The sequence below is a fragment of the Floridaenema evergladense BLCC-F167 genome, assembly GCF_041929205.2.
In the GTDB taxonomy this organism is placed as follows: Bacteria; Cyanobacteriota; Cyanobacteriia; order Cyanobacteriales; family Aerosakkonemataceae; genus Floridanema; species Floridanema evergladense.
Map to the genome: position 1 here is coordinate 867203 of NZ_CM171625.1, position 24754 is coordinate 891956.

At 40.1% G+C, this 24754-nt stretch carries 19 protein-coding genes and 1 pseudogene; 9 read left to right on the forward strand and 11 right to left on the reverse strand.

The features are described 5' to 3' along the window. Positions 1-165: 165 nt before the first annotated feature. Together ribBA and ACE1CA_RS04025 are read left to right on the forward strand one after the other, a co-directional pair. Positions 166-1854 (forward strand): bifunctional 3,4-dihydroxy-2-butanone-4-phosphate synthase/GTP cyclohydrolase II, encoded by a 1689-nt coding sequence (gene ribBA / locus ACE1CA_RS04020; RefSeq protein ID WP_413277047.1) that lies wholly within the window; start codon positions 166-168, stop codon positions 1852-1854. Positions 1855-2272: 418 nt separating this feature from the next. Next, positions 2273-3595 carry a tetratricopeptide repeat protein gene (locus ACE1CA_RS04025; RefSeq protein WP_413277046.1) on the forward strand — a complete coding sequence of 441 codons (1323 nt, stop codon included), beginning with the start codon at positions 2273-2275 and terminating at the stop codon, positions 3593-3595. 139 nt (positions 3596-3734) lie between these two features. Here ACE1CA_RS04025 and gltD read toward each other — a convergent pair whose 3' ends face one another. From gltD to hpt, 7 genes and pseudogenes are all read right to left on the reverse strand, one after another. Beyond that, on the reverse strand, positions 3735-5219 hold the full coding sequence (gene gltD / locus ACE1CA_RS04030; protein ID WP_413277045.1) for a glutamate synthase small subunit: 1485 nt from the start codon (positions 5217-5219) through the stop codon (positions 3735-3737). Positions 5220-5257: 38 nt separating this feature from the next. Then, positions 5258-5509: a hypothetical protein gene (locus ACE1CA_RS04035; RefSeq protein WP_413277044.1), complete on the reverse strand. Its 252-nt coding sequence runs from the start codon at positions 5507-5509 to the stop codon at positions 5258-5260. 93 nt (positions 5510-5602) lie between these two features. Next, positions 5603-5806, reverse strand: a pseudogene (locus tag ACE1CA_RS04040) (DUF433 domain-containing protein); the annotation flags it as partial. A gap of 6 nt (positions 5807-5812) precedes the next feature. Then, positions 5813-6043, reverse strand: coding sequence for a YgiT-type zinc finger protein (locus tag ACE1CA_RS04045; RefSeq protein ID WP_413277043.1), 231 nt, complete (start codon positions 6041-6043; stop codon positions 5813-5815). 19 nt (positions 6044-6062) lie between these two features. Then, positions 6063-9368, reverse strand: coding sequence for an N-6 DNA methylase (locus tag ACE1CA_RS04050; RefSeq protein ID WP_413277042.1), 3306 nt, complete (start codon positions 9366-9368; stop codon positions 6063-6065). 337 nt (positions 9369-9705) lie between these two features. Continuing rightward, positions 9706-14304: a glutamate synthase large subunit gene (gene gltB / locus ACE1CA_RS04055; RefSeq protein WP_413277180.1), complete on the reverse strand. Its 4599-nt coding sequence runs from the start codon at positions 14302-14304 to the stop codon at positions 9706-9708. A gap of 621 nt (positions 14305-14925) precedes the next feature. Then, entirely contained in the window at positions 14926-15453 is a 528-nt protein-coding gene (hpt, locus tag ACE1CA_RS04060; RefSeq protein WP_413277041.1) for a hypoxanthine phosphoribosyltransferase, read from the reverse strand. Positions 15454-15636: 183 nt separating this feature from the next. On the opposite strand from hpt, the gene ACE1CA_RS04065 reads away from it, so the two are divergent. Continuing rightward, complete coding sequence (locus ACE1CA_RS04065) at positions 15637-16092, forward strand: COG3650 family protein (RefSeq protein WP_413277040.1); 456 nt, start codon at positions 15637-15639, stop codon at positions 16090-16092. 17 nt (positions 16093-16109) lie between these two features. On the opposite strand, the gene ACE1CA_RS04070 is transcribed toward ACE1CA_RS04065, so the two are convergent. From ACE1CA_RS04070 to ACE1CA_RS04080, 3 genes are all read right to left on the reverse strand, one after another. Further along, a complete protein-coding gene (locus ACE1CA_RS04070; protein WP_413277039.1) occupies positions 16110-16298 on the reverse strand; it encodes a hypothetical protein in 189 nt (62 codons plus the stop codon). Between the two features lie 161 nt (positions 16299-16459). After that, the gene (locus ACE1CA_RS04075; RefSeq protein WP_413277038.1) at positions 16460-16645 is read right to left on the reverse strand and encodes a hypothetical protein; all 186 of its coding nucleotides are present in this window, start codon (positions 16643-16645) and stop codon (positions 16460-16462) included. A 334-nt stretch (positions 16646-16979) separates the two neighbouring features. Continuing rightward, the gene (locus ACE1CA_RS04080) at positions 16980-17357 is read right to left on the reverse strand and encodes a glyoxalase superfamily protein (protein ID WP_413277037.1); all 378 of its coding nucleotides are present in this window, start codon (positions 17355-17357) and stop codon (positions 16980-16982) included. A gap of 271 nt (positions 17358-17628) precedes the next feature. Between ACE1CA_RS04080 and ACE1CA_RS04085 the strand changes: the two genes are divergently transcribed. The 5 genes from ACE1CA_RS04085 to ACE1CA_RS04105 all read left to right on the forward strand — a co-directional run bounded on the left by ACE1CA_RS04085 (position 17629) and on the right by ACE1CA_RS04105 (position 21906). Then, positions 17629-18222: a TetR/AcrR family transcriptional regulator gene (locus tag ACE1CA_RS04085; RefSeq protein WP_413277036.1), complete on the forward strand. Its 594-nt coding sequence runs from the start codon at positions 17629-17631 to the stop codon at positions 18220-18222. Then, entirely contained in the window at positions 18219-19508 is a 1290-nt protein-coding gene (locus tag ACE1CA_RS04090) for an ABC exporter membrane fusion protein (protein ID WP_413277035.1), read from the forward strand. Before ACE1CA_RS04085 ends, ACE1CA_RS04090 begins: the two co-directional genes overlap by 4 nt. A 61-nt stretch (positions 19509-19569) precedes the next feature. Next, positions 19570-19917: a DUF2834 domain-containing protein gene (locus ACE1CA_RS04095; RefSeq protein WP_413277034.1), complete on the forward strand. Its 348-nt coding sequence runs from the start codon at positions 19570-19572 to the stop codon at positions 19915-19917. A gap of 48 nt (positions 19918-19965) precedes the next feature. After that, positions 19966-21129 carry an ABC transporter permease DevC gene (devC, locus tag ACE1CA_RS04100; protein WP_413277033.1) on the forward strand — a complete coding sequence of 388 codons (1164 nt, stop codon included), beginning with the start codon at positions 19966-19968 and terminating at the stop codon, positions 21127-21129. Positions 21130-21156: 27 nt separating this feature from the next. After that, positions 21157-21906, forward strand: coding sequence for a DevA family ABC transporter ATP-binding protein (locus tag ACE1CA_RS04105; protein WP_413277032.1), 750 nt, complete (start codon positions 21157-21159; stop codon positions 21904-21906). Positions 21907-21985: 79 nt separating this feature from the next. Here the strand turns inward: ACE1CA_RS04105 and ACE1CA_RS04110 are convergent, their stop codons facing one another. Further along, positions 21986-22336: a hypothetical protein gene (locus ACE1CA_RS04110; RefSeq protein ID WP_413278349.1), complete on the reverse strand. Its 351-nt coding sequence runs from the start codon at positions 22334-22336 to the stop codon at positions 21986-21988. A 149-nt stretch (positions 22337-22485) separates the two neighbouring features. On the opposite strand from ACE1CA_RS04110, the gene ACE1CA_RS04115 reads away from it, so the two are divergent. Then, positions 22486-24744 carry a heavy metal translocating P-type ATPase gene (locus ACE1CA_RS04115; RefSeq protein ID WP_413278348.1) on the forward strand — a complete coding sequence of 753 codons (2259 nt, stop codon included), beginning with the start codon at positions 22486-22488 and terminating at the stop codon, positions 24742-24744. The last annotated feature ends 10 nt before the right edge of the window (positions 24745-24754 follow it).

Here is a 24754-nt window from a genome sequence, read left to right on the forward strand (position 1 = left end):
GGCTTCGACGTGAGCGCTCAGCCGAACGTCCCCAATCCCCAGTCCCCAATCCCCAATCCCCAGTCCCCAATCCCCAATCTCCTGCCTGTCCAACTGCCTGATATTTTAAACAGAGGAACGGGGTAAAATTAAAGAGGAAAAACTTTACGAAATTTTACGATATTAGTGGAAGAAACTCCTATCCAACCTTTTAATTTTGACTCTATTGACACCGCTTTAGCAGAGATTAAAGCAGGCAGAGCGGTAGTGGTAGTAGATGATGAAAATCGGGAAAATGAAGGCGATTTAATTTGTGCGGCGCAGTTTGCCACGCCGGACTTAATTAATTTTATGGCAGTAAATGCCAGAGGGCTAATTTGTCTGTCAATGACCGGGGAACGTCTGGATGAACTGAATTTGCCGTTGATGGTTAGCCAAAATACTGACAGCAACCAAACTGCTTTTACTGTGAGTATTGATGCTGGCAGTCATTTAGGTGTTACTACTGGGATTTCCGCTGACGATCGCGCCCGCACCATTCAAGTAGCGATTAATCCAGCTACTCAACCGAAGGATTTACGTCGTCCCGGTCATATTTTCCCGATTCGGGCGAGAGTTGGTGGTGTACTTAAACGGGCTGGTCATACGGAAGCAGCGGTAGATTTGGCTAGATTGGGTGGACTTTATCCAGCGGGGGTAATTTGCGAAATTCAAAACCCTGATGGTTCAATGGCGAGATTGCCGGAGTTGATTGAATACTCAAAAAAACACAATTTGAAGATTATTTCGATCGCCGATTTAATCAGTTATCGATTGCGGCACGATCGGTTTATTTGTCGGGAAACGATCGCAAAACTACCCACAGAATTTGGCAATTTTGAAATCTACGCTTACCGCAATAGTTTAGATAATTCCGAGCACGTTGCGATTGTGAAAGGCAATCCTAATCAATTTGCGGAACAATCAGTAATGGTGCGAATGCACTCGGAATGTTTAACTGGCGATGCTTTGGGTTCGCTGCGTTGTGATTGTCGAATGCAGCTACAAGCAGCTTTAAAAATGATTGAAAATGCTGGTAGTGGCGTGGTAGTTTATTTGCGCCAAGAAGGTAGAGGAATTGGTTTAATTAACAAGTTAAAAGCCTATTCTTTGCAAGATTTGGGCTTAGACACTGTAGAAGCAAACGAAAGATTAGGTTTCCCTGCTGACTTGCGAAATTACGGAGTTGGGGCGCAAATTCTCAACGATTTGGGCGTGCAAAAAATTCGCTTAATTACTAATAATCCGCGCAAAATTGCTGGATTGAAGGGGTATGGATTAGAAGTGGTGGAAAGAGTGCCATTATTAATTGAAGCCAATTCTTATAATTCTACCTATCTGGCTACAAAAGCGGAAAAGTTAGGTCATTTGTTGCTGCAAACCTATTTGGTGACTGTAGCTGTTCAATGGCGAGGTGAGTCTTCTATTGAAGAACGTTATGAACGGTTGGAGAAATTGCGTTTGATGGTCGGCGTTCATGACTTACTTTTGCAGGAAGAAGCTAGACCTGTATCGATCGCCCTTTTTGGTCAACCTTACCTCACGTTTCACTTGGGTTTCGATCAACCTAAATTAGCAGCACCTGATTGGTATCAACAACCAAGTCATCCTTACCTGGAAGCGATCGCCAAAATTCTTGATAGTATAGCTTCTTGGTCTGACTTACAAAGTCTAGATTTTCTGGTTTCTTCTGGTAACGATCCCCTGACTAGTTTGCAGGTAAATCTCAACCGTCAAAGCTTCCCTCTGACTCAGTTACCTTCCTCGATCTGCGACCATTTAGAAACTCAAAAAATCTATAGTTTTATTGCTGATACTGCCTCGGAAACTACTTAGGTAATTTCCAAAAATGTGATAACAATAACAGTTCAGGAGTTGAGAAGTCTGAAGCTCCTGAATTTTTTAATATTCGTCTAAGTACTTGTTATAGTACCAGTGTGAAGTTACCGTAAATCTGCTGAAGTAAGTTTTAAAGATTAAGTAAAGTACATCCTGTCAACCGCAATTTTTGGGAGTAATCGCTGTATAAACAATAGTAAGTTAACACTGATGAGGCGAATTGAGTAAAGCTGAGATTTGACAAATTAATCGACAAATCTCTAGCAGTGAACTTAATGGGTAAATGGAACTTTTGAGAAATTTACTCTGATTTAATAGCTTCAGATTGCTAACTTTAGGAATGTAATTTCCCAGGTAATTTTAGCAAATTACCTAACCTTTTACCCAAAAATTCAGTAAATACCATCGTCAGGCCATGAGTTTGCAAAACATATTAAATCAAGGACTCGCTAACGTGAAAAAAGGGGATTACGCAGCAGCGATCGACAAGTTCGATCAAGCTATTAAACTTGAATCCAACTATGCAGCCTATTATAATCGAGGGCAGGCTTACTATTATTTGGGAGAGTATAAAACAGCATTAATTGATTTTAATTATGCTTTGCAACTCAACCCACTTTTTGCTAATGGCTACTTAAGCAGAGGATTAGTTTATTTTGATTTAGAAGCTCTAGAAGAAGCGATCGCAGATTTTAACAGAGCAATCAATTTAAATCCTCAGCTATCAATAGCTTATATTAGTCGAGGATTATCACAGGTATACTTAGGGGAAATTGCTGCTGCCATAGCAGATTATAACCAAGCTTTAAGTATAGATCCGTTAGAAGTACAGGCTTATAATAATCGAGGAATGGCACTTTGTTATTTGGGTGATTTTTCCGGTGCGATCGTCGATTTTGATCAAGCAATACAAATCGATACTACCTTTGTAGAAGCTTATAATAATCGAGGCAATGTACGTCTGCAATTAGGCGATCGAGCAGGAGCAATGGCAGATTTCCGAAAAGCTTTAGAATTAGCTCCTGATTTAGCAACAATCTACTATAATCGAGCTTTAGTGCAGCATGAAAATGGCGATAAATCGGGAGCGATCGCTGATTATAATCAATCTTTAAATATTAACATTACTAATGCAGAAGCTTACAATAATCGCGGGAATATTTGCACTTTGAAAGGAGAATACCAAGCAGCAATTGAAAACTACACTCAAGCCATCAAAATCAATCCCCAAAAAGCAAATGCTTACTATAATCGGGGTTTAGCACATTATTACCAAAAAGATTTCGCTAAAGCAATTGCTGACTTTAACCAAGCAATTACTTACAAACCTGATTATGCAGAAGCTTACAATAATCGCGGATTAGCTTTTCGGGTGCAAGGAAACATTCAAAAAGCCCTAGAAGATTTTAATCAAGCTATAAAACAAAATTCCCAATTAGCCGAAGCTTATGTTAGCCGAGGCTTAGTTCGTGCAGATTTAGGAGATAAGCAAGGAGCAATTAAAGATTTTAACCAAGCTTTAGAACTTAACCCCAATGATGCTAAAACTTATAATAACCGGGGATTTGTCTACTATAGATTGGGTGATTCTCGCCAAGCGATCGCCGATTTTAACCAAGCTTTAAAACTCGATCCCAGCTTAAATTCAGCTTACATTAATCGGGGATTAGCTCGATTTGCGATCGGTGACAAATTAGGCGCATTAGAAGATGTCGATCAAGCATTAAGAACAGCTTAATTTGAAGGCAGAAAGCAGAAGAAAGAAAGGGTAAAGGAAGTTATACAGATCTTTTACCAACAGGCAGAGCCTCTGTTTCTCGTTCCCAGGTTGAACCTGGGAACGAGATCCGGGAGGCTCTGCCTCCTTTGGCATCAAACTACGGTAAGTCGGTACTTCCCATTAAGTAAAGGTCGCACTCACGGGCGACACCTCGACCTTCGTTAAAAGCCCAAACTACAAGGCTTTGACCGCGACGACAATCACCAGCAGCAAAAACACCAGGAATACTGGTGGTATATTTACCGTAGTCAGCTTTGACATTGCTGCGTGCGTCCCGTTCCAAACCAAGGGCATCCAGCAAAGGCTGTTCGGGACCCAGAAAACCCATTGCTAACAGAACGAGTTGGGCGGGAATCACTTTTTCTGTACCAGGAATATTTTTAGGAATAAAGCGACCTTGTTCATTTTTCTCCCATTGCACCTGTACATTATGAACGGCTTTGACATTGCCGTTTTCATCGCCTTCAAACTTGGTCGCCGTAGTAGTATAAACACGGGGATCGTCACCAAATTTCGCCGCTGCTTCCTCTTGACCGTAGTCCATTTTGTAAACTTTCGGCCATTCGGGCCAAGGGTTGTCAGCTGCGCGTTCTGAGGGTGGCTTAGGTAAAATTTCCAATTGCACAAGGCTGTTGCAGCCGTGACGAATGGAAGTTCCTACGCAGTCCGTTCCGGTGTCACCACCACCGATAATTACCACATCTTTACCTTCAGCAGAGATGAAATTGCCATTTTGACTCTTGTCTAAAATTGCCTTGGTGTTGGCAGAAAGGAATTCCATTGCGAAGTGAATGCCTTTTAATTCGCGTCCTTCGATCGGCAAATCTCTAGGTTTAGTCGCACCTGTGCAAAGTATTACCGAGTCGAATTCTTTCAGCAATTGCTCGGAAGTAATATCTTTGCCAACTTCGGTGTTGCAGACAAACTTCACACCTTCATCTTCCAAGATTTTCAGACGACGGAGGACAACTTGCTCTTTGTCCAATTTCATGTTAGGAATTCCGTACATGAGCAGTCCGCCTGGACGATCGGCCCTTTCAAACACAGTCACCCAATGTCCAGCCTTGTTAAGTTGGGCAGCTGCACTAAGTCCGGCTGGGCCAGATCCCACGATCGCAACTTTTTTCCCAGTCCGCTTAGTAGGTGGGTCTGCGACGATCCAGCCTTCATCCCAGCCTTTTTCGGCGATCGAATATTCAATATTTTTAATCGTAACTGGTGGGTTGCTAATGCCCAAAACACAAGCGCCTTCGCAGGGTGCAGGACAAACTCTTCCGGTAAATTCAGGAAAGTTGTTAGTTTTGTGCAGGCGATCGAGTGCTTCTCGCCAAAGTCCGCGATAAACTAGATCGTTCCATTCTGGAATCAAATTATTAATTGGACAACCGCTTGCCATCCCACTAATCACAGTTCCCGTGTGGCAAAAAGGCACACCGCAGTCCATACATCTTGCGCCTTGGGTGCGGAGTTTTTCCTCTGCCATTGGCAAGTGAAACTCGTCCCAATTGCGAATGCGATCGATCGGTTCAACTTCCGATGCCACTTCCCGAAGAAATTCGATAAATCCTGTTGGCTTTCCCATTGTTTGTTACCTCAAAAATTACAAAACTTTATTATTATTCAGTCGCTGAGATTCAATTTTCGCTTGACTTCAGCAAGTGAAATTGTTTGTGTTTGCTGACCGCGTTCATCCAATAGTGCCATTAACTTTTTGTTTTGGCGTGTTTTTACTACCTCAACTTCAAAATCATTAACCGCACTTAAAATAAATTTACTGCCATCAGTGAGTTGCACAATTATATCCTCATCACGGGCTTGTTCTAATAAGGCACGAATTTCAGCAGAATCTTCAGAAATTACAACATTTTTCATAATTCATATTCCTCTCCATGAATAAACAGTGTGTTTCCTTCCTTGTATCCGATCGCTTCTTGACATTTCAATTAAGCCTTTTGCACTCCCAAATTTAGGGCGTGTGTCTGCTGCAAAAGCAAGACAGGCTTTGATATCCTCAGATGTAAGTTCAGAAAAGTCTTCTAAAATCTCCTCTTCAGTCATCCCACCAGCAAGATATTCCAAAATATCATACACAGTAATTCGCATTCCCCGAATACAAGGTTTGCCACTGCGTTTTCCCGGTTCAATTGTAATAATTTTCTGGTAATCCATAAGTTATTAACCTGCCATAAACTCGTATACTGGTGTTTCAATAATTCGTGATGGTTTTTCTTTTCCTCTAATCATTTGCTGAATACGTTGTACTGTTTCAGGAGAAAATAACTGTTCCCCAGTTTCCACACAAACTCGTGCTGGTACGTTCTCAATAATAAAGAATTTTCCCTCCATTTCCAGAGTATAATTAACTTTTTGTTCAACAAATGTTTCTTGCCAAGTATTACTCTTCATTTCTACTTCTTCTTGATTTTCATAAAAACCGATCTTCAGTGTAAGCTCTAATTGGTCTGGGTCTGACTGTTTGCCAGGGATATCTAGGTTGAAGTTTATTCAAGGGGAAACTGGCAAGGCGAGTTTCAATATGCTGTTTTTCTTCATTGGTAATACTAAACATTTCATAGACTGTTCGATCGATCCGATCGAGAACTGCAAAAAAGTCTGATTCTACCTGTTGAAAACTAGCTAGGCGTTGTTTATACTCTGCCATTAAATCAGCATAGTTTTGGGGAACTAATAATTTTTGAATTGTGCTTCTAGAAATAGAAGTATTTTCGTCACTATTGAGAGTGAGTAGTTTATATACCAGTTCTGCCAGATTAGCATCTACTAGTTGAATGTAAAATAAACCTGCTCGCAGCGAGTTTCCATCTAAACTTAATTCCTCAACTTGTACATCTTCAGTACTCCAGTACGTGAAATTAATATTTAAAGAGCGATCGCTTAATTTATACCGACTCGTTTCAATTCGAGTTTCCACCTCAGACAATAACCATTCATCAGGGTTATTTTTGGCGATCGCTGCTAATTGAGCTAAATTATTATAACTATCTACTAATTGTTGCTCAATTTGAGAATCTAGATTTCTCACCCAAGGCATTGCTTCAAGAGTACGAGGATAAAAAGTTGCATAGTATCCTTGAATAACTCCACTTCTTAGTTTAGTTGCCCAATAGAATCGTGCTAACTTGCTATTTAGATAAGCTGCTATAGCTTCTGCCGGAGTTCCATCATTTTTGGGTAATGAAACAATTAAAGTATCTAATCCGGCAAAATTTTCTTCTGAGCTAAATCCAATAACAGCAGCAGTAGGAGCTTGTGTAAACTTAGCCACTGCTAAGAAGTTTTGATGTTCTCGATCAGCCCATAAACTCAACTTTCCATTTGGTCTATTTTTAACTACTTCCAGATCAACCCATCCTGCTACTTCACCATGCCATCCTACTGCTAAACTGCGTCCAGCAATCACTTGAATAGGCTTATCTCCTGTTGCTTCTGAAGTTACTTCGGCTCCTCCCCTTTGAATTCCATAAGTCCAAGAAAACGGGCGATTATTCCGACTTAATTGTTGAGAAACAGCTTCCTTCAATTCAACAAAATTACCACCATTGCCATTAGGATATAACTTTCGCAAAATTGGCACATCTTCGGGATGTAATAGCGTTAATAAATATTCGCCATAGAGTCCTTCCCGCGTGTTACGATTTGCCTCTTCAGTAACTCTTGGATTAACTTTGTAATCAAAAAAATCTTTGTACTTAACTTTAACAGGTGCTTCGTTGCTAGGCCATTTTGAAGGAACATATAGCTCTATTTGATCATCATCTTGGGCTGGTTTTTTCTCAATTACTAAAATCAAAGGAATACGCGATACCTCCCAAATAGGTTGATCTGTAAATTCCAACCAAACTAATTTTCTTAAAGCAGCTTCTTGATTAGGATAAAGTAATTTCCAAACCTTTGCAGCTGCTTCAGAATTGGCATAACCCCCACTTACCACCATTCCCAGAAAACCGCCAGATTCCAGAGACTCAGTTAAAGCGCGATAAAGAAAAACTAAACCCGTATCAGAATTTTGTCCCCAAACTTGCTGCCATAAACCCCGCATTTCTTCGTTATATTTTATCCGTTCACCCCGGATGTAAGGCGGGTTGCCAAGAATATATTTCCACTGTCCTTCATCCCGTTCTTTAGAACCTGGAGGAAGAAAACCTTCTCCCAAAATAGGGATAAGATCGGCATCTTTGAGCAAACTATTTAAGTTATAAACATGAATTTGTGGAGGTTCAGTTACAGGTTTAAATCTAAGCAATGCCCACATCAATTGGAAATGACTAATGAAAGCAGCAAAAGGGTTTAAATCAAAGCCCCAAACATTAGTTTGTAGTTCTGGCAAAACATCATCTGGAGACAGCCCTCTAGTTTTAGCATCTTCTAAACAACGATGAACATAACGCACTAAAAAAGAACCGCTGCCACAAGAAGGATCGAGCAATTTACCATCACCATGACTAAAGATAGTTTGCTCTAATAACCAATTTACAATTGACGGAGGAGTATAAAATTCTCCTAATCGCTTCCGTTTTGCTGTAGGTAAAAAAGCTTGGTAAATATCACCTAAAATTTCTTCAGATAATCCTGAAAAATCATAAGCATTAAACCGTAAAATCACTCGTTGCAATGCTCTATCTAAAATGCCATTTGCCTGATAAAGCCAATCAAAAACATTACGTTCAAAAGGTTCTTTATATAATTTTCCCACATCTTCAGCTACCAGCCGCACCAACGCACGAGCATCTCCAGTTAACTGATCTACAAAAGCCGCCCAATCTTTTGGCCCTCCATTGGAAAGTCGTCGTTTTTTGGTTAATTCCAAATCCTCAATAAGTCTCAGAAATAATACACGAGCAATCAATACTGCTACCGAATCAGCAACAAATGCTTCACGAATTCTATCATTAGCTTGGTTGCTATTTTTGGCGCTAACTTCTCGACCATATTGGTCTTCAAACTGAGGTAAAATATCATCAAATAGATAGCGATGAAAACTAAACTTATTTCGTAATCGCATTAAGGAGCGACGTTGGCTATCTACCGCAGCAATGAGATTACGTTGTATGTGATTTTCGTCCTGTTTGAATTCTTTGTATTGTTCCTGCAATTGAGAAATTGCTTGTTCTCCTGCTTCACTTAATTCAGCAAAACTAATTTGTAAGTCTTCCCGTAGTCTTTCTAAGGTATCAGCATCATTAAGTTTTAAATAAATGTATGGCAACTTTCCTTCAATAAAAGTAGTCCACAGATTACTATGTTCTGCTTGTTCTGAGGAAATAAATTGAAGTGTTTCTTTTAATTGCTCAAAAGTTGTTGTGGATAAGTCCAACGGGTTTTCAAAACCTGCAACTGGTTCGCCATTTGGCAAAACAATCCAAAGATAATGAGCCGTTAAAAATAAAACATATCGAGTTAAACCTTCAACATATTTACGTTTTTGGTTCCAGAGTTTTGTTCGGCCTTTTTTAGTCGTTAGTTCAGTATCATCTTTTTTCAAATCTCCGACTACCCAAGAAATTTTTTCGGGAGTTAGGAGTTTAATATCTGGATAGCCACCACCACTTGAATCTTCTGTGACTACTCGCTCTTTTGGATAGTTCAGTAATGCTGCTAAAAAGTCTCGCACGTCTGGATTGTACGATCGCTCAGGTCGATCCCAATCCAAAGCTAGCCATTTTGCCAAAGGATCTTCTGGTTGTTTTTTTTGTCTACTATTTCTAGGCAACTTTTCACCTCTTAAATAAATCAAATTTTTACTAATAAACAAGTTTAGAAACGCGATATTATGCAAGTAACAATTATACAGGCGGTTGCACCCATAAAATTCTTCTTCTCTTTCTTCGTGTCCTTCGTGTCTTCGTGGTTAAAAAAGATCTTTTTTTGAAACCGCAGAGACGCAGAGGACGCAGAGAGAAGAAAGAGGAGTTTATTATGGTGAAAATAAGATTTTTTTTGAACCACGAAGACACGAAGGACACGAAGGAAGAAGAAGAAAGAGATTTGGTAGTGGGTAATAGGTAGTTGGTTTTCCTATTACCTATTACCTACTACCAAAAAAGGTTTTAGCTTCCGCCTATCCGAGAAACGTCGCGGGCGTTTTCTTCAAAGGCTGCGGCTAATGCTTCGTCTCCGCTTAAGCCGGATTCAAATGCGCGTTTTAAGCATTCGAGGACTCGTTTGTAGTCGCGGGGCATGACTTTGACGAATTTGGATACCATTTCTTCCCAATTGTCAAGTACTTTGGCGGCTTTTTTGCTTCCGGTGTACTCGCGGTGTTTTTGGATCATTTGGTGGATGGTTTCGATATCCTCTAAGTCGAGGGGTTCGATGTCCGCCATTTGGGTGTTACAGCGGGTGGCGAAGTCGCCTGTTTCGTCGAGGATGTAGGCTACTCCTCCACTCATTCCGGCGGCGAAGTTGCGTCCGGTTTTTCCTAAGACTACGACTTTTCCGCCTGTCATGTATTCGCAACCGTGATCTCCGACTGCTTCGACGACGGTGTTTACGCCGGAGTTGCGGACGCAGAAGCGTTCGCCAGCTATACCGTTGATGTATGCTTCGCCTTTTGTTGCGCCGTAGAAGGCGACGTTTCCAATGATGATGTTTTCTTCGGGGACGAAGGTGGAAAGTTTGGAGGGATAAACGATGATTTTTCCACCGCTTAAGCCTTTTCCTAAGTAGTCGTTTGCGTCGCCTTCTAGTTCTAAGGTTACGCCTTTGGGTACGAATGCGCCGAAGCTTTGTCCTGCACTTCCTTGGAAATGTAGGTGTACTGTGTCTTCTGGAAGTCCTTCCCAGTGGCGTTTGGTGATTTCGTTTCCTAAGATTGTTCCGACGACTCGGTTGATGTTTTTGATGGGTAGGGTGGCTTTAACTTTTTCGCCTTTTTCGATCGCACCACGACACAAATCCAACAATACTGTAATATCGAGAGATTTGTCTAAACCGTGATCTTGGGGAATCTGGCAATAACGACCGACTTCCGGGCCGACTTCCGGTTGATATAAAATCTTAGAAAGGTCGATGTTTTTGGCTTTCCAATGTTCAACGGCTTTTTTCGGTTCTAAAATGTCGGTTCGTCCTACCATTTCGTTGATGCTGCGGAAACCTAGTTGCGCCATTAGTTCCCGAACTTCTGTGGCGATGAACTTCATAAAGTTTACCGTATGTTCGGGGTCGCCTGTGAAGGCTTGGCGTAACTGTGGGTTTTGAGTTGCAATTCCAGCGGGGCAGGTGTTAAGGTGACAAACACGCATCATGATGCAACCGAGTGTAACCAGAGGTGCGGTTGCAAAACCAAATTCTTCTGCACCTAGTAATGCTGCAACTACTACATCCCTTCCGGTTTTCATTTGTCCATCGGTTTCTACGGCGATGCGACTGCGTAAGTTGTTTAAAACTAGGGTTTGGTGAGTTTCGGCGAGTCCGAGTTCCCAAGGTAAACCTGCGTGTTTGATGGAGGTTTGCGGTGATGCGCCTGTTCCTCCGTCATAACCGGAGATTAACACAACGTCGGCGTGGGCTTTGGCTACTCCTGCTGCGATCGTACCAACTCCAACTTCCGAAACTAATTTTACACTAACTCTCGCTTCCCGATTCGCATTCTTTAAATCGTGAATCAGTTCGGCTAAATCTTCAATTGAGTAAATGTCATGGTGAGGCGGTGGGGAAATTAAACCTACTCCGGGGGTTGAGTGACGCACTTTCGCAATCCAAGGATACACTTTTCGTCCGGGTAATTGTCCGCCTTCTCCAGGTTTCGCCCCTTGCGCCATTTTAATTTGTAATTCCCGCGCTTGGGAAAGGTACAAACTCGTTACGCCAAAACGTCCTGAAGCTACTTGTTTGATAGCACTATTTTTGGAGTCGCCTTGTTCGTTTGTCCAAGTGTAACGATCGGGATCTTCTCCGCCTTCTCCTGTGTTAGACTTGCCTCCAATGCGATTCATGGCAATAGCAAGACTTTCATGGGCTTCTTTGGAAATTGAACCGTAACTCATTGCGCCTGTTTTAAAGCGTTTCATGATTTCTTCTATCGGTTCAACTTCGTCAATGGGGATTGGTTTACGTGGTTTGAATTCTAACAATCCGCGCAAGGTGAAATGTTTTTTCCCTTGTTCGTTTACTAGTTTGGCGTATTGTTTGAAGGTTTCGTAGTTTCCGGTACGAACTGCTTTTTGTAAGGTGTGAATTGTTTCGGGACTAAATAAGTGCGCTTCGCCTTCTTTGCGCCATTGATATTCGCCACCAACGTCGAGGGTGTGTCCGTTGACTTCGCGATCGGGAAAGGCATGAGAATGTCGTAAAATTGCTTCTTGAGCAATAACTTCTAAATCTGCGCCTTCAATCCGCGATGCTGTCCAAGTAAAATATTTGTCGATGACTGCTTTGTTCAATCCAATGGCTTCAAAAATTTGGGCACCGCGATAACTTTGAATGGTAGAAATCCCAATCTTGGAAGCGACTTTGATTACACCTTTGGTTGCTGCTTTGATGTAATTCTTACAAGCGGTTTTATAATCAACGTTGAGGATTAGTCCTTCGTTAATCATATCTGCGATCGTCTCAAATGCCAGATATGGATTAATCGCGCCGCAACCGTAACCAATCAAAGTTGCATAATGATGCACTTCTCTCGGTTCACCTGATTCTAAAACTAATCCAACTCTGGTGCGCGTACCTTCTCGAATCAAGTGGTGATGTAAACCGGAAACTGCTAAAAGTGCGGGAATGGGTGCATTATCTTTGTCGATATCTCGATCGCTCAAAATAATTATACTCACTCCATCTGCGATCGCCGCATCCGCCTTCTGGAAAATCTCTTCCATCGCACTTTCCAATCCCTTGACTCCCGCTTTGGGATCGAACAAAATTGGCAAGGTAATGGATTTAAATCCGCCTTCATTAATATATTTGAGTTTCACCAAATCTTCATCACTCAAAATTGGGCTTTTCAACTCAATTAAATGACAGCTTTCTGGAACTGGGTTGAGTAAATTTCTTTCTGCACCGATCGTAGTTTCTGCCGATGTGATAATCTCTTCTCTGATAGAATCGATCGGCGGATTTGTCACTTGAGCAAATAATTGCTTAAAGTAATCGTAGAGTATTTTTGGTCGATCGCTCAATACCGCCAAAGGTGTATCCGCACCCATCGCGCCAACTGCTTCCACTCCATCTCTCGCCATCGGAGTTAACAGCAACCGCAACTCTTCAAAGGTGTAACCAAATGCGGTTTGACGTTGTGTTAGGTTGGGGACTGGGGATGACAGGCAGGATGCCTGTCCTACATTGGGAGTTTCTAGTTTCGCCAGTTCTACCATGTTATCCTTAATCCATTCGGCGTAAGGATGTTCGCTGACAATTTTATTTTTGATTTCCTCGTCGGCGATGATTCTTCCTTCTTCCATATTGACGAGGAACATTCTTCCCGGTTCTAACCGTCCTTTCAAAGCTACCCTTTCTGGTTCAATGGGTAATACTCCGGCTTCTGATGCCATAATTACTAAGTCATCTTTGGTGACGTAGTAACGAGAAGGGCGTAAACCGTTGCGATCGAGAACTGCTCCCATCATCGTACCATCAGTGAAGGCGATCGAAGCCGGACCATCCCAAGGTTCCATCAAACAAGAATGATACTTGTAAAACGCCTTTTTCTCTGGACTCATTGATTCATGCGCCGTCCAAGGTTCTGGTATCATCATCATTACCGCATGAGGTAAGGAACGTCCCGCCAAAACCATTAATTCCAAGGCGTTATCGAAAATCAGCGAGTCACTTCCATCTATATTAATAACTGGCTTGATCTTCTTAATGTCATCGCCAAACAATTCCGACTCAAACAAAGATTGTCTAGCGTGCATCCAGTTAATGTTACCCCGCAATGTGTTGATTTCGCCGTTGTGGGCGATGTAGCGGTAGGGGTGTGCGCGTTCCCAACTGGGGAAAGTGTTGGTACTAAAGCGCGAGTGAACTAACGCCAATGCACTTTCGAGATCGGGATCGTGCAAATCGGGGTAATATTGTCCTACTTGCACAGGCATCAACATTCCTTTGTAGACGATCGTCCGCGAAGATAAACTACTAGGATACCACATCGGATCGATGTGAGATGCACGAATCGCCATGTGCGTGCGCTTGCGAATCACATACAATTTTCTCTCAAACGCCCAATCATCAACAAGATTAGCAGAACGTTGAATAAAAACCTGGCGCATGAAGGGTTCGCTAGACTTTGCTGTGTTACCCAATGAAGAGTTATCTGTGGGTACGTCACGCCAACCTAACACTTTCTGTCCTTCTTCCGCAACTACTCCTGCAAAATATTCTTGACCTTTTTGCCGAACCGCAGGATCTGGAGAACAATATATCATCCCTACTCCATATTGTCCCGGTTCTGGCAAGGAAAATCCTTCTGCTGCTGCAACTTTCTGGAAAAACTTGTGCGGTATTTGCAGCAAAATACCTGCGCCGTCTCCGGTATTTGCTTCACAACCGCAAGCGCCCCGGTGATCTAAGTTTAAGAGAATTGTTAATCCTTGTTCAACAATTTCATGGGATTTTTTGCCCTTCTGATGGACAATGAATCCCACACCGCAAGCATCATGTTCCAATTGCGGATCGTATAAGCCTTGTGTTTGAGGTACTGTGTTACTGTTCATCATCAAATAGTATATAAAGTGCGTTGTCTGTAACGACCAGAATTTGACTAATAACTAAAGACTTGGCAGATGTCATACTTAATGTAAGTCAATCCTGCTCATCTTATAATCCTTAAATCCTGGTCAAATCATGGTGAGAATCTTGCTTATTCAACGAATAAGGAACAAATCAAAAATTTTCTAAAAGCTTTATCCAATAAGTGTTTTGTAGAAATAGGTAACACTTAATTGTCGCCTTGCCACTTTCCTGATTTGTTCAGTTTATCTGTTGGGATAGACTCTTTGAGCAATATCGGCAAGGTTAGCAAACACATCGGCTGCAATGATATTAAAGATGGATAGGAATTTACTACTAAGGTTCTGTTGTTTCATGCTGAAAGTGGAAAGCTGTTAACGATAGCTATGATGGATTTTCTAACGAGGCTGGCTCTCTGGTGCCATATCTTAAGGAAAGTTTTAGCTAAGTAAGCAAATTTTACTTGTAAATCCCCAGCTGTAAACCAATTTGTTAATCAGTTTGATACAAATTTAAATAATGAAATATTTCCTCGAAAGATTTGCTACTTAACTGTAACTTATTATGCAGAAATTTTGGGTTAATATTTTATTCCTATAGTTGAGCTATTCTTCTAATACGTAAATGGCTGGAAGTTGGCGGTATTGTTCGTTGATGTCTGTACCATACCCGACAATAAACCGATCGCCGATCGTCCTTCCCAAGTAATCAATCTTAACAGAAATTCTCCGTCTTGCTGGTTTGTCAAGTAATGCACACAATTTCAAGGAAGCTGGATATTGCGCCTTTAGCAGTTGCAATGCTATTGAGGTAGAAAGCCCTGTATCAACTATATCTTCGACTAAAATTACATCCTGTTTGCTAATACTTCCGTTTGATAATCCCATGAGCATTTTTACTTGTCCCGAACTGGTTGTACCATTAACGTAGGTTGATAAGCGAAATAATTCCACATTTTTAATAGGGGTTTGGATTTGGCGAATTAAATCTGCTAAAAAAATGAATGAACCTTTAAGTACAGCAACGACAACAGGAGAACGATTTACATAGTCTCGATCTATTTCTTGCGCCAGTCGTTTCACAATGTCAGCAATCTCTGACTCAGAAATTAGCAGTTTTAAGTTTGGATTCATACTTAATACTTGAGCAAAAGGGCGGAGAATGGGTGAGAATTAAAACCCATAGTTTAACTCTAGGCACTATTGCAAAACAAGTACGTCATTCGATTTTAGATTTTCGATCGATCCCAAACAGGAATCTGTGGGTATGGGTTGAAGTTGGCGATCGTAATTGTTGTAACTTTGGAGTAGGTGATTATGAAATCTTTATGCTTTTATAGCGCTATATTAGCATTATCTGTTAGTTGCTTGGGAAGTGATGCGGCGTTAGCCGATCGTCAAGGAAATCGCAATTATGTTAATAACAATATATCAAGAGAAAATTTATTAATTTCTCAAACTCCGGCTAAAGTAGAAACCTTCACCGCCATCGGTACAGAACCTTTTTGGAATATAACTATTAATCGCAATGGCATAGTTTATTCATCACCAGACGCAAGCAAACGAATTTACCCTTATGTTGCACCAATAGCAGCACAAGCTCGTTCTGTTGATTTTGTCCGAGTATACCGACTCAACGGACAACCAAACGGAACATTGATTATAAAAAAAGTTAAATCCTGTAGTGATGGAATGTCAGATAAAGCCTATCCTTACGAAGCTATTTTGATTTTAGGTAATCAGGTAATGGAAGGTTGTGCATCAAGAAATTAGTCGATAATTAGTTTTCTTTAAGCTTCTTCCATTGCTTCCTCTGACTTTTCTGCTACTCTTGGGTTAAGAGGAGAACTTTGTCTAAGTTCTTCCTCTTCCTCTGTTCTATAACCAGATTCTGGTTGATCGAATTGCGAAGTTTGATTGATTTCTGGGTTACTTTCAGTAGGCGATTGGCTGGAAGATTCGTTGTTTTCGGTAGTCATATTTTGCTTTTTGGTGAATAGCGATATTTGTTAGCACACAGCTGGTACACTCGCATTCATCATAGAAAACTCCAGCTTTTCCTACCTCTAACTAAAGAGAGGTTATCCGATCGTCAATTTATAGCAACTCTACATTAAATGAAAGTTAACTAATATTTAACTTAATCTTCCATCCAAAATTCGTGATAAATACGATATTGAGAACTGCTAAAAAATCCTGTAGTTAAGCAGATTTCAAGAATTTGGGGGTTGAGTGCAGCATTCAAAGCTTTCAGACAATTTAAAAGTGTATCGCGGTAGCGGCGATCGCCTTGAACAACAATCCAGTTATCTTCTAAATTAAACATAGCGTCTCTTCCTATCTCTAGGTTTATTTTTCCCACTTTCATTTTCAATATTACCATCAATACAAACTGAATTTTTTGTCAAAATGTTAATCTTTTATTACTCTATATAAACACCTTTTAATCTGATTTAATTAGAAAACTTACTTGAGTACATAGTATAGAAAGTCACTTTATACTGTAAGTTAAATTACACAAAACCCCGATTTCTTGAAGAAATCAGGTTCTCGCTGGCAGTAGTTGCAAATTTAATATAATTTTCGGAGTGCTTGCAGTCGGGAATTAACCGTAGCAGTACCACCTTCAAACCGACTGGAAATAGGACGATCGGTTTTTACTAAGGAAATTCGTAAAAAGTTAAACAAACTCCTACTAAATCTATGACGCTAAATTCTTTTGGCCCCCAAGGTTTAGTTTCTAGTTTACCGTTGGGATGAATTATCTCGCTGTCTTGAGAAAGCAACTCTTGATAAAGTCGATCGATGCCTGTTACTTGCAAGCGTAAGGATATTTCTTTAGCTAAATCATGATAATCGCTTTTGACTAAAAAAATCTCTGCATTGTCACGTTTAACTATTGCCATTCTGATGGGATTGCCTTCTCGATGAATGGTGCTAAATCCTAGTTTTTTTTCATAAAATTCAATAGCTTTTTCTAAGTCATCGCCTGCGGGAATTAACGGGCTGATACTGCCAATTTGAGGACGGTTGTTCATAACATAGATAACCAAAGTACAGCATCAGTTTAATATCAATTCTAATGTTTCGCTAATTCCGCTGGGGTTTCCCGCATCCCTGCGTTTCCCTGGCGATCGTCTATAGCAGACTTAAAGGAAAAACTATGTTAAAGGGTATTGCGTTTAGTTTTGTTAAGCTATATAATAACGGATGTTCGATATAAATCGAGGTTTCTGCAATCTTGTTAGTTAGGTATGTAGATTAATACTATATAACTAACAAGTGAAATTTATTTACTTCTTGCAACTTATGCCGAAAATTGTTGACCACGAACAATATCGTAGAGAACTGTTAAATAAGTGCTTTGACTTATTTGCAGAAAAGGGCTATGGCTCGATTACGATGCGGCAAATAGCCGATGGATTAGGAGTTTCAACTGGTACTTTATATCATTATTTTCCCAGCAAAAAAGCTATATATGAGCAGTTAGTAGAAGAAATTAATAGACAGGATTTATTGAAGGCGGCTGCTGAATTAGAAGGAACTAAAACCTTGCAAGAGCGCATTGAAGCTTGCGGAAGATTTATCCAAAAAAATGAAGATTACTTTATTAAACAAACATTCATTATGATTGATTTTTGTCAAAGTAGTGATGCTCAAGAAATCAAAGGTAATCCCGTATTTAAATTAACTATTGAACGTACTTTGCAAGCTGTTTGTGAATTTTTAGGATTTGAAGATCGAGCGTTAGCTGCATTTATAATGGCGCATATTGATGGTTTATTACTTCAAAAAATTTGGGAAAATGAAGAAGTTTCGATTAGCGAGCAGTTTGAAATTTTAGGACAGATGATCGCCATGTACTTAGAAAAGAAAAACTTACAAAATGAGGAAAAATCATGAATATAAACTTGCCATCCAAACCTACAAATCAGTGGTTAATTGGATTAATAGTTGCTGCTACTGCAACCACTGGGGGAGTTATTTATTATGCGCTTTCTCAGTCTGGTTTTATTAGCCAAAAAGCTCCTGTTCCCACTGTAGTAACCGCACCAGTTGTGAAGAAGGTAACAGCTTTAGGAAGATTAGAACCAGAAGCGGAAATAATTAAATTGTCTGCTCCTTTGTCGTTGGATGGCGATCGCATTGGCGAATTATTAGTTAAAGAAGGCGATCGGGTTCAAGCAGGACAAATAATTGCAATTTTGGATTCGAGAGCAAGTTTACAAAGTGCTTTAGAACAGGCGCAAGAACAAGTAAAAGTTGCTCGATCGAAATTAGCACAAGTAAAAGCTGGTGCGAAAAGTGGACAAATTCAAGCGCAAAAAGCGACTGTAGAGCGTTTACAAGCACAGTTGGAAGGAGATAAAGCGGCGCAATCACAAGCGATCGCACGCATAGAAGCGCAATGGGAAGGAGAAAAATTAGCCCAAACAGCTACTATTAGAAAATTAGAAGCAGAACTCAATAACGCTGAAGCAGAATTGCGCCGTTATCAACAGTTATTTTCCCAAGGTGCTATTTCTAATTCTTTGTTTGATAGCAAGCGTTTAAGTGTAGAAACTACTCGCCAACAATTGAACGAAGCTAGGGCGAATTTAGAGAGAATTAACACTACCAATAGTAAGCAATTGCGGGAAGCTAAAGTAATTTTGGAACGGATTAACGCTACTGGTAATAAACAAATTGGCGAAGCGCAAGCTACGTTGACACAAATTGCGGAAGTTCGTCCAGTTGATGTGCAAGCAGCACAAAGCGAAGTTGATAATGCGATCGCCGCAGTTAAACGAGCCCAAACTGATTTAAATTTGGTTTATATTCGCGCTCCAATTGACAGCGTAATTCTGAAAATTCATACTCGACCCGGAGAGAAAATATCCAGTTCAGGAATTGTGGAATTAGCACAAACCGATCGAATGATGGCGATCGCAGAAGTGTATCAAACCGATATTGGCAAAGTAAAAATCGGGCAAAAAGCAACAATAACCAGTCAAGTTTTTCCCGGTGAATTAACTGGAATTGTAGAAATAATTGGTTTACAAGTTGAGCGCCAAAATGTTTTTAGCAATCAACCCGGAGAAAACTTAGACCGCCGAGTAGTAGAAGTAAAAATTCGCCTAACTCCTGAGCATAGTCAGAGAGTTGCAGGGTTTACTAACTTGCAAGTTCAAACAGCAATTGAACAGTAAATTACTGTTAGCTTTTTTTATAACGGATGACCAATATAAAACTATTGGGAGTTAAAAACAAATGCTGCAAGTAACATTTCTCACTTTTTGTATTCTAGGTACAATCCTTCCTTACAGCCAATTCATCCCCTTTTTAATGGAGCATGGATTTGACTTTCAACTATTTTTCGAGCAACTATTTAGCAATCGAATTTCCAGCTTTTTTGCAATGGATTTAATAGTTACTTCTTTAATTCTCTGGCTATTCGTATTTGTTGAAGGTAGAAGACTAGAAATGAAAAACCTGTGGGTTTACATAATTAGCAATCTACTAGTTGGAGTCTCCTTAGCCTTACCATTATTCCTCTTAATGCGAGAAAGAAAACAACAACAAAAAACTGAAACTATCAACTTAATTCTCAATCACTAGTCCCTAGTCCCCAGTCCCCAATCCCCAGTCCCCAATCCCCAAAAATCTATGTTTCTCAAACTATTTCGCAAAACTCCCCTAGCATGGCGACAGTTAATGAAAGAAAAAGTCCGTTTAACTGTTGCAGTTGCAGGTATTGGCTTTGCCGATATGCTGATATTTATTCAAATGGGATTTGAAGGAGCATTATTTAACGCCGCAATCAAGCCTCATCGCAATCTTCAGGCTGATTTAGTATTAATTAATCCTCAATTTCAAACGCTCTTTTCTGTGAAGAGTTTTTCCAGAGAAAGACTATATCAAACCTTAGCTTATGACGGTGTAAAATCTGTCAGTTACGTTTACATTTCTACCGGACAATGGCGCAATCCTGACACTCGCTTAGAACGGGCAATTTTAGTTTGGGGAATCGATCCTGCATCTCCAGCATTTAAGTTTCCCGAAGTGCAGCAAAATCTTGATAGTTTGAAGCAATTAAATAATGTGCTGTTCGATCGCGCAGGTCGCCCTGAATACGGAGTAGTAGAAACTTTTGATAAAACAGGTACTTTTACCACCGAATTAAATGGGAAAGGAATTCAAGTATCTAACTTATTTATCAATGGCGCATCTTTTGCAGCTGATGGAAATGTAATTGCTAGTGATTCTACTTTTTTGACATTATTTCCCGATCGCAAACCAGACGACATAGAAGTTGGATTAATTCATCTAAAACCAGATGCAAATTTAGCACAAGTACAAGCCCAATTAAAAGCAGGTTTACCCAAAGATGTTTCCGTACTTACCCCCGAAGAATTTGCCCAAATTGAACAAGCTTACTGGGCGAATGGTACAGGAATTGGGTTTATTTTTGGTTTAGGTGTAGGCGTAGGATTTATTGTGGGAATCGTCATTGTTTACCAAATTCTTTACTCAGATGTATCCGATCACTTACCAGAATACGCCACTTTAAAAGCAATGGGATACACAGATAAATATTTGCTAATTGTGTTAATTCAAGAATCTTTGATTTTGGGAGTTTTGGGTTTTTTACCTGGGTTTGCTCTTTCTTTCGGGCTATATCAACTTGCTTATGCTGCCACACTTTTACCAATTGAGATGACAATAAATCGAGCTACCACTGTTTTTTTGATGACAGTTGTCATGTGTGTTGGTTCGGGTGCGATCGCCATGCGAAAACTCCGTTCTGCCGACCCTGCTGATGTATTTTAAATCTGAAAAATTAGCTAAACCTCAACCATGCAAAACTTAATCTTTGACAATCAATCAATACAAGAAATTACTAATGCACCAGTAATTTCCGTGAGCAATCTTAACCATTATTTTGGTAAAGGTTCGCTACGAAAACAAGTATTATTCAATATCAACTTACAAATTAAAGCAGGAGAAATTGTGCTTTTAACTGGGCCATCAGGCTCAGGAAAAACCACACTATTAACTCTTTTAGGCGGGTTACGTTCTGCGGAAGAAGGAAGTTTGAAAATTTTAGGTCAAGAGATGTGTGGCGCGAGTAAACAAAAGTTAACCAAAGTTCGTCGCCAAATTGGGTATATTTTCCAAGCACATAATTTAATGAAGTTTTTAACAGCAAAAGAAAACGTGCGAATGTCTTTAGAATTGCATGATGAAATGTTAAAACAAGACATGGATGCAATTGTAAGCGCTATATTAGAAAAAGTTGGTTTAGGAGAAAGAATTAACTATTATCCTGAAAATTTATCAGGGGGACAAAAGCAAAGAGTAGCGATCGCCAGAGCCTTAGTAAGTCACCCGAAAATAGTTTTAGCCGACGAACCAACAGCCGCCCTTGATAAAAAATCCGGGCGCGATGTAGTGGAATTAATGTATAAATTAGCCAAAGAAGAAGCGATAACAATTCTATTAGTTACCCATGATAATCGGATTTTAGATATTGCCGATCGTATCCTTTACATGGAAGATGGTTGTTTAGTTAGTGACGGCATCGATGTAGCTACAAAAATGCACTAATGCAAAATTCAAAAAGGTACGTTGTTGCGCTTCAGCGCTCTTATATAGCGCTGAAGCGCAACAACGTACCTATAACAATTTATCTTTCTTCCGGTGGTAAGAAATCATAAAGAATTTCATCAGGTTCATCTTCTATAAAATCATGATCATCTTCTACATTTGCTGGAACTTCCGGCAACTTTGTTAAAGAGTTTGGTTGCCGATTTCTTACTAAAATAGTTAGTTCTGCTATTTGCCTTTTTAACATTGTTACCTCTACTTCCAACGCATTGAGGCGACTGTCATCAGTGTTAGCATTTTCCCCCAAGTATTGCGCCAAAGCTTCATAAATAATTTTACTTGGCTGCGTCTTCCTTTCTTTCGCCAAAAGTTCTATTTTTGCTTCCCATTCTTGGGGAATTTTACAACTGACTTTAACTTTTTCTTCCATTATTCACCTTGCTGTTAATTAGGATTTTTATATATTATGATACTTATTTTTAACAAAATACTCAAAGAAATTGAATTTACCTCTTGACTCTCCAGTTAACTAGAGGATTCAAAATAGATTTAGTTGATTAAGAACATCTCTATTGAATTATGGACAACGCCACCCTCAAATTGCGAGGCATGAGTTGTGCCTCCTGTGCGAAAAACATTGAAGATGCAATTCGTTCTGTTCCCGGAGTTAAAGAAGCTAACGTTAACTTTGGAGCAGAGCAAGCTAACGTTATTTATGATGCACAAAAGACCAATGTAGAGTCAATTCAAAACGCAGTAGAAGAAGCGGGATATTCTGCCTACTCTCTCCAAGAACAACAAATGATTACTGGAGAAGATGACACTGAAAAAGCTGCTCGTCAAGCTGAATCTCGCGAATTAATTTTAAAAGTTGTCTTTGGTGGCATCATTAGCATTATCTTAATTGTTGGTTCCTTACCAATGATGACAGGGCTTAATTTACCTTTCATTCCGGCATGGTTGCACAATCCTTGGTTCCAATTACTGTTAACAACGCCTGTACAATTTTGGTGCGGTTACAGTTTTTATATCAATGGTTGGAAAGCTTTTAAACGTCATGCGGCAACAATGGATACACTAATTGCACTCGGCACTAGTGCAGCATTTTTCTATTCATTATTTGCCACATTGTTTCCTAATTTTTTCATCAACCAAGGATTGATGCCAGAAGTTTATTATGAAACTGCTGCGGTTGTGATTACCTTAATTCTGTTAGGGCGATTCTTTGAAAATCGTGCCAGAGGACAAACTTCAGAAGCGATTAGACAACTGATTGGTTTACAGGCAAAAACTGCCAGAGTAATTCGCAACGGAAAAGAAGTAGATATTCCAATTCAAGAAGTACAAATCGACGATGTAATTTTAGTACGTCCTGGTGAAAAAATTCCGGTTGATGGAGAAGTAATTGAAGGTAGTTCTACCATTGATGAATCAATGGTAACGGGTGAAAGTATTCCCGTGAAAAAGCAACCCGGAGATGAAGTAATTGGTGCAACGATTAATAAAACCGGGAGCTTTAAATTCCGAGCAATTAGAGTTGGAAAAGATACAGTTTTAGCTCAAATTGTGCAGTTAGTTCAACAAGCACAAGGTTCTAAAGCGCCGATTCAAAGATTAGCCGATCGAGTAACTGGATGGTTTGTACCTGTGGTAATTGCGATCGCGATCGCCACTTTCATCATCTGGTTTAATTTCATGGGAAATGTAACTCTAGCATTAATTACCACAGTGGGAGTTTTAATTATTGCTTGTCCCTGTGCATTAGGTTTAGCTACTCCAACATCTGTAATGGTAGGAACTGGAAAAGGTGCAGAAAATGGCATTTTAATTAAAGGTGCAAAAAGTTTAGAACTGGCACATAAAATTAAAACCATTGTGTTAGATAAAACTGGCACAGTCACCCAAGGAAAACCAACAGTTACAGACTTTATCACTGTAAATGGTACTGCCAACAAAAACGAGCTAAAACTAATTAAATTAGCTGCTTCTGTAGAACGAAATTCTGAGCATCCTTTAGCGGAAGCAGTGGTAAGATATGCGGAAACTCAGCAAGTAAGTTTAGGAGATGTAGAGCAGTTTGAAGCGATCGCAGGTAGCGGCGTACAAGGAATTGTTTCTGACAGATTAGTGCAAATTGGCACTTCTCGCTGGATGTCAGAATTAGGAATTGACACCACAATTTTGCAGCAATTCAAAACAGAATGGGAATCAGCAGGAAAAACAGCAATTTGGATTGCTGTAGATGGAGAAATTGAAGGATTAATGGGAATTGCTGACGCAATAAAACCTTCTTCACCTGCGGCAATTAAAGCATTAAAACGGTTAGGTTTAGAAGTAGTAATGTTAACCGGAGATAACCGCCAAACTGCGGAAGCGATCGCCCGTGAAGTCGGAATTAACCGAGTTTTTGCCGAAGTTCGCCCCGATCAAAAAGCAGCTAAAGTCCAAGAAATTCAATCCGAAGGCAAAATTGTGGCGATGGTAGGAGATGGGATTAATGATGCACCAGCTTTGGCACAAGCAGACGTAGGAATTGCCATTGGAACTGGAACAGATGTAGCGATCGCAGCTTCCGATATCACCTTAATTTCTGGAGATTTACAAGGCATTGTCACCGCGATTCAACTATCTCGCGCCACCATGCAAAATATCCGCCAAAATCTCTTTTTCGCCTTCATTTATAATGTTGCGGGAATCCCGATCGCTGCTGGAATTTTATTCCCCTTCTTTGGTTGGTTACTCAATCCAATTATAGCTGGAGGTGCAATGGCATTTAGTTCCGTTTCTGTAGTCACAAATGCTTTGCGTTTGCGTAATTTTCAACCCAAAACAATGTAAGGAAAGTCGC

Excerpts from the sequence above, each read along its gene's own strand:
- ACE1CA_RS04075 (WP_413277038.1), bottom strand. The coding sequence starts at position 16,645 with ATGTTTAATTTAGAAGATAACTGGATTGTTGTTCAAGGCGATCGCCGC.
- ACE1CA_RS04110 (WP_413278349.1), bottom strand. The coding sequence starts at position 22,336 with ATGGAAGAAAAAGTTAAAGTCAGTTGTAAAATTCCCCAAGAATGGGAA.
- ACE1CA_RS04045 (WP_413277043.1), bottom strand. The coding sequence starts at position 6,043 with ATGAAGAGTAATACTTGGCAAGAAACATTTGTTGAACAAAAAGTTAAT.
- ACE1CA_RS04065 (WP_413277040.1), top strand. The coding sequence starts at position 15,637 with ATGAAATCTTTATGCTTTTATAGCGCTATATTAGCATTATCTGTTAGT.
- ACE1CA_RS04095 (WP_413277034.1), top strand. The coding sequence starts at position 19,570 with ATGCTGCAAGTAACATTTCTCACTTTTTGTATTCTAGGTACAATCCTT.
- hpt (WP_413277041.1), bottom strand. The coding sequence starts at position 15,453 with ATGAATCCAAACTTAAAACTGCTAATTTCTGAGTCAGAGATTGCTGAC.
- ACE1CA_RS04115 (WP_413278348.1), top strand. The coding sequence starts at position 22,486 with ATGGACAACGCCACCCTCAAATTGCGAGGCATGAGTTGTGCCTCCTGT.
- ACE1CA_RS04085 (WP_413277036.1), top strand. The coding sequence starts at position 17,629 with ATGCCGAAAATTGTTGACCACGAACAATATCGTAGAGAACTGTTAAAT.
- ACE1CA_RS04090 (WP_413277035.1), top strand. The coding sequence starts at position 18,219 with ATGAATATAAACTTGCCATCCAAACCTACAAATCAGTGGTTAATTGGA.
- gltB (WP_413277180.1), bottom strand. The coding sequence starts at position 14,304 with ATGAACAGTAACACAGTACCTCAAACACAAGGCTTATACGATCCGCAA.
- ACE1CA_RS04105 (WP_413277032.1), top strand. The coding sequence starts at position 21,157 with ATGCAAAACTTAATCTTTGACAATCAATCAATACAAGAAATTACTAAT.
- ACE1CA_RS04080 (WP_413277037.1), bottom strand. The coding sequence starts at position 17,357 with ATGAACAACCGTCCTCAAATTGGCAGTATCAGCCCGTTAATTCCCGCA.
- devC (WP_413277033.1), top strand. The coding sequence starts at position 19,966 with ATGTTTCTCAAACTATTTCGCAAAACTCCCCTAGCATGGCGACAGTTA.
- ACE1CA_RS04025 (WP_413277046.1), top strand. The coding sequence starts at position 2,273 with ATGAGTTTGCAAAACATATTAAATCAAGGACTCGCTAACGTGAAAAAA.
- ACE1CA_RS04035 (WP_413277044.1), bottom strand. The coding sequence starts at position 5,509 with ATGAAAAATGTTGTAATTTCTGAAGATTCTGCTGAAATTCGTGCCTTA.
- ACE1CA_RS04070 (WP_413277039.1), bottom strand. The coding sequence starts at position 16,298 with ATGACTACCGAAAACAACGAATCTTCCAGCCAATCGCCTACTGAAAGT.
- gltD (WP_413277045.1), bottom strand. The coding sequence starts at position 5,219 with ATGGGAAAGCCAACAGGATTTATCGAATTTCTTCGGGAAGTGGCATCG.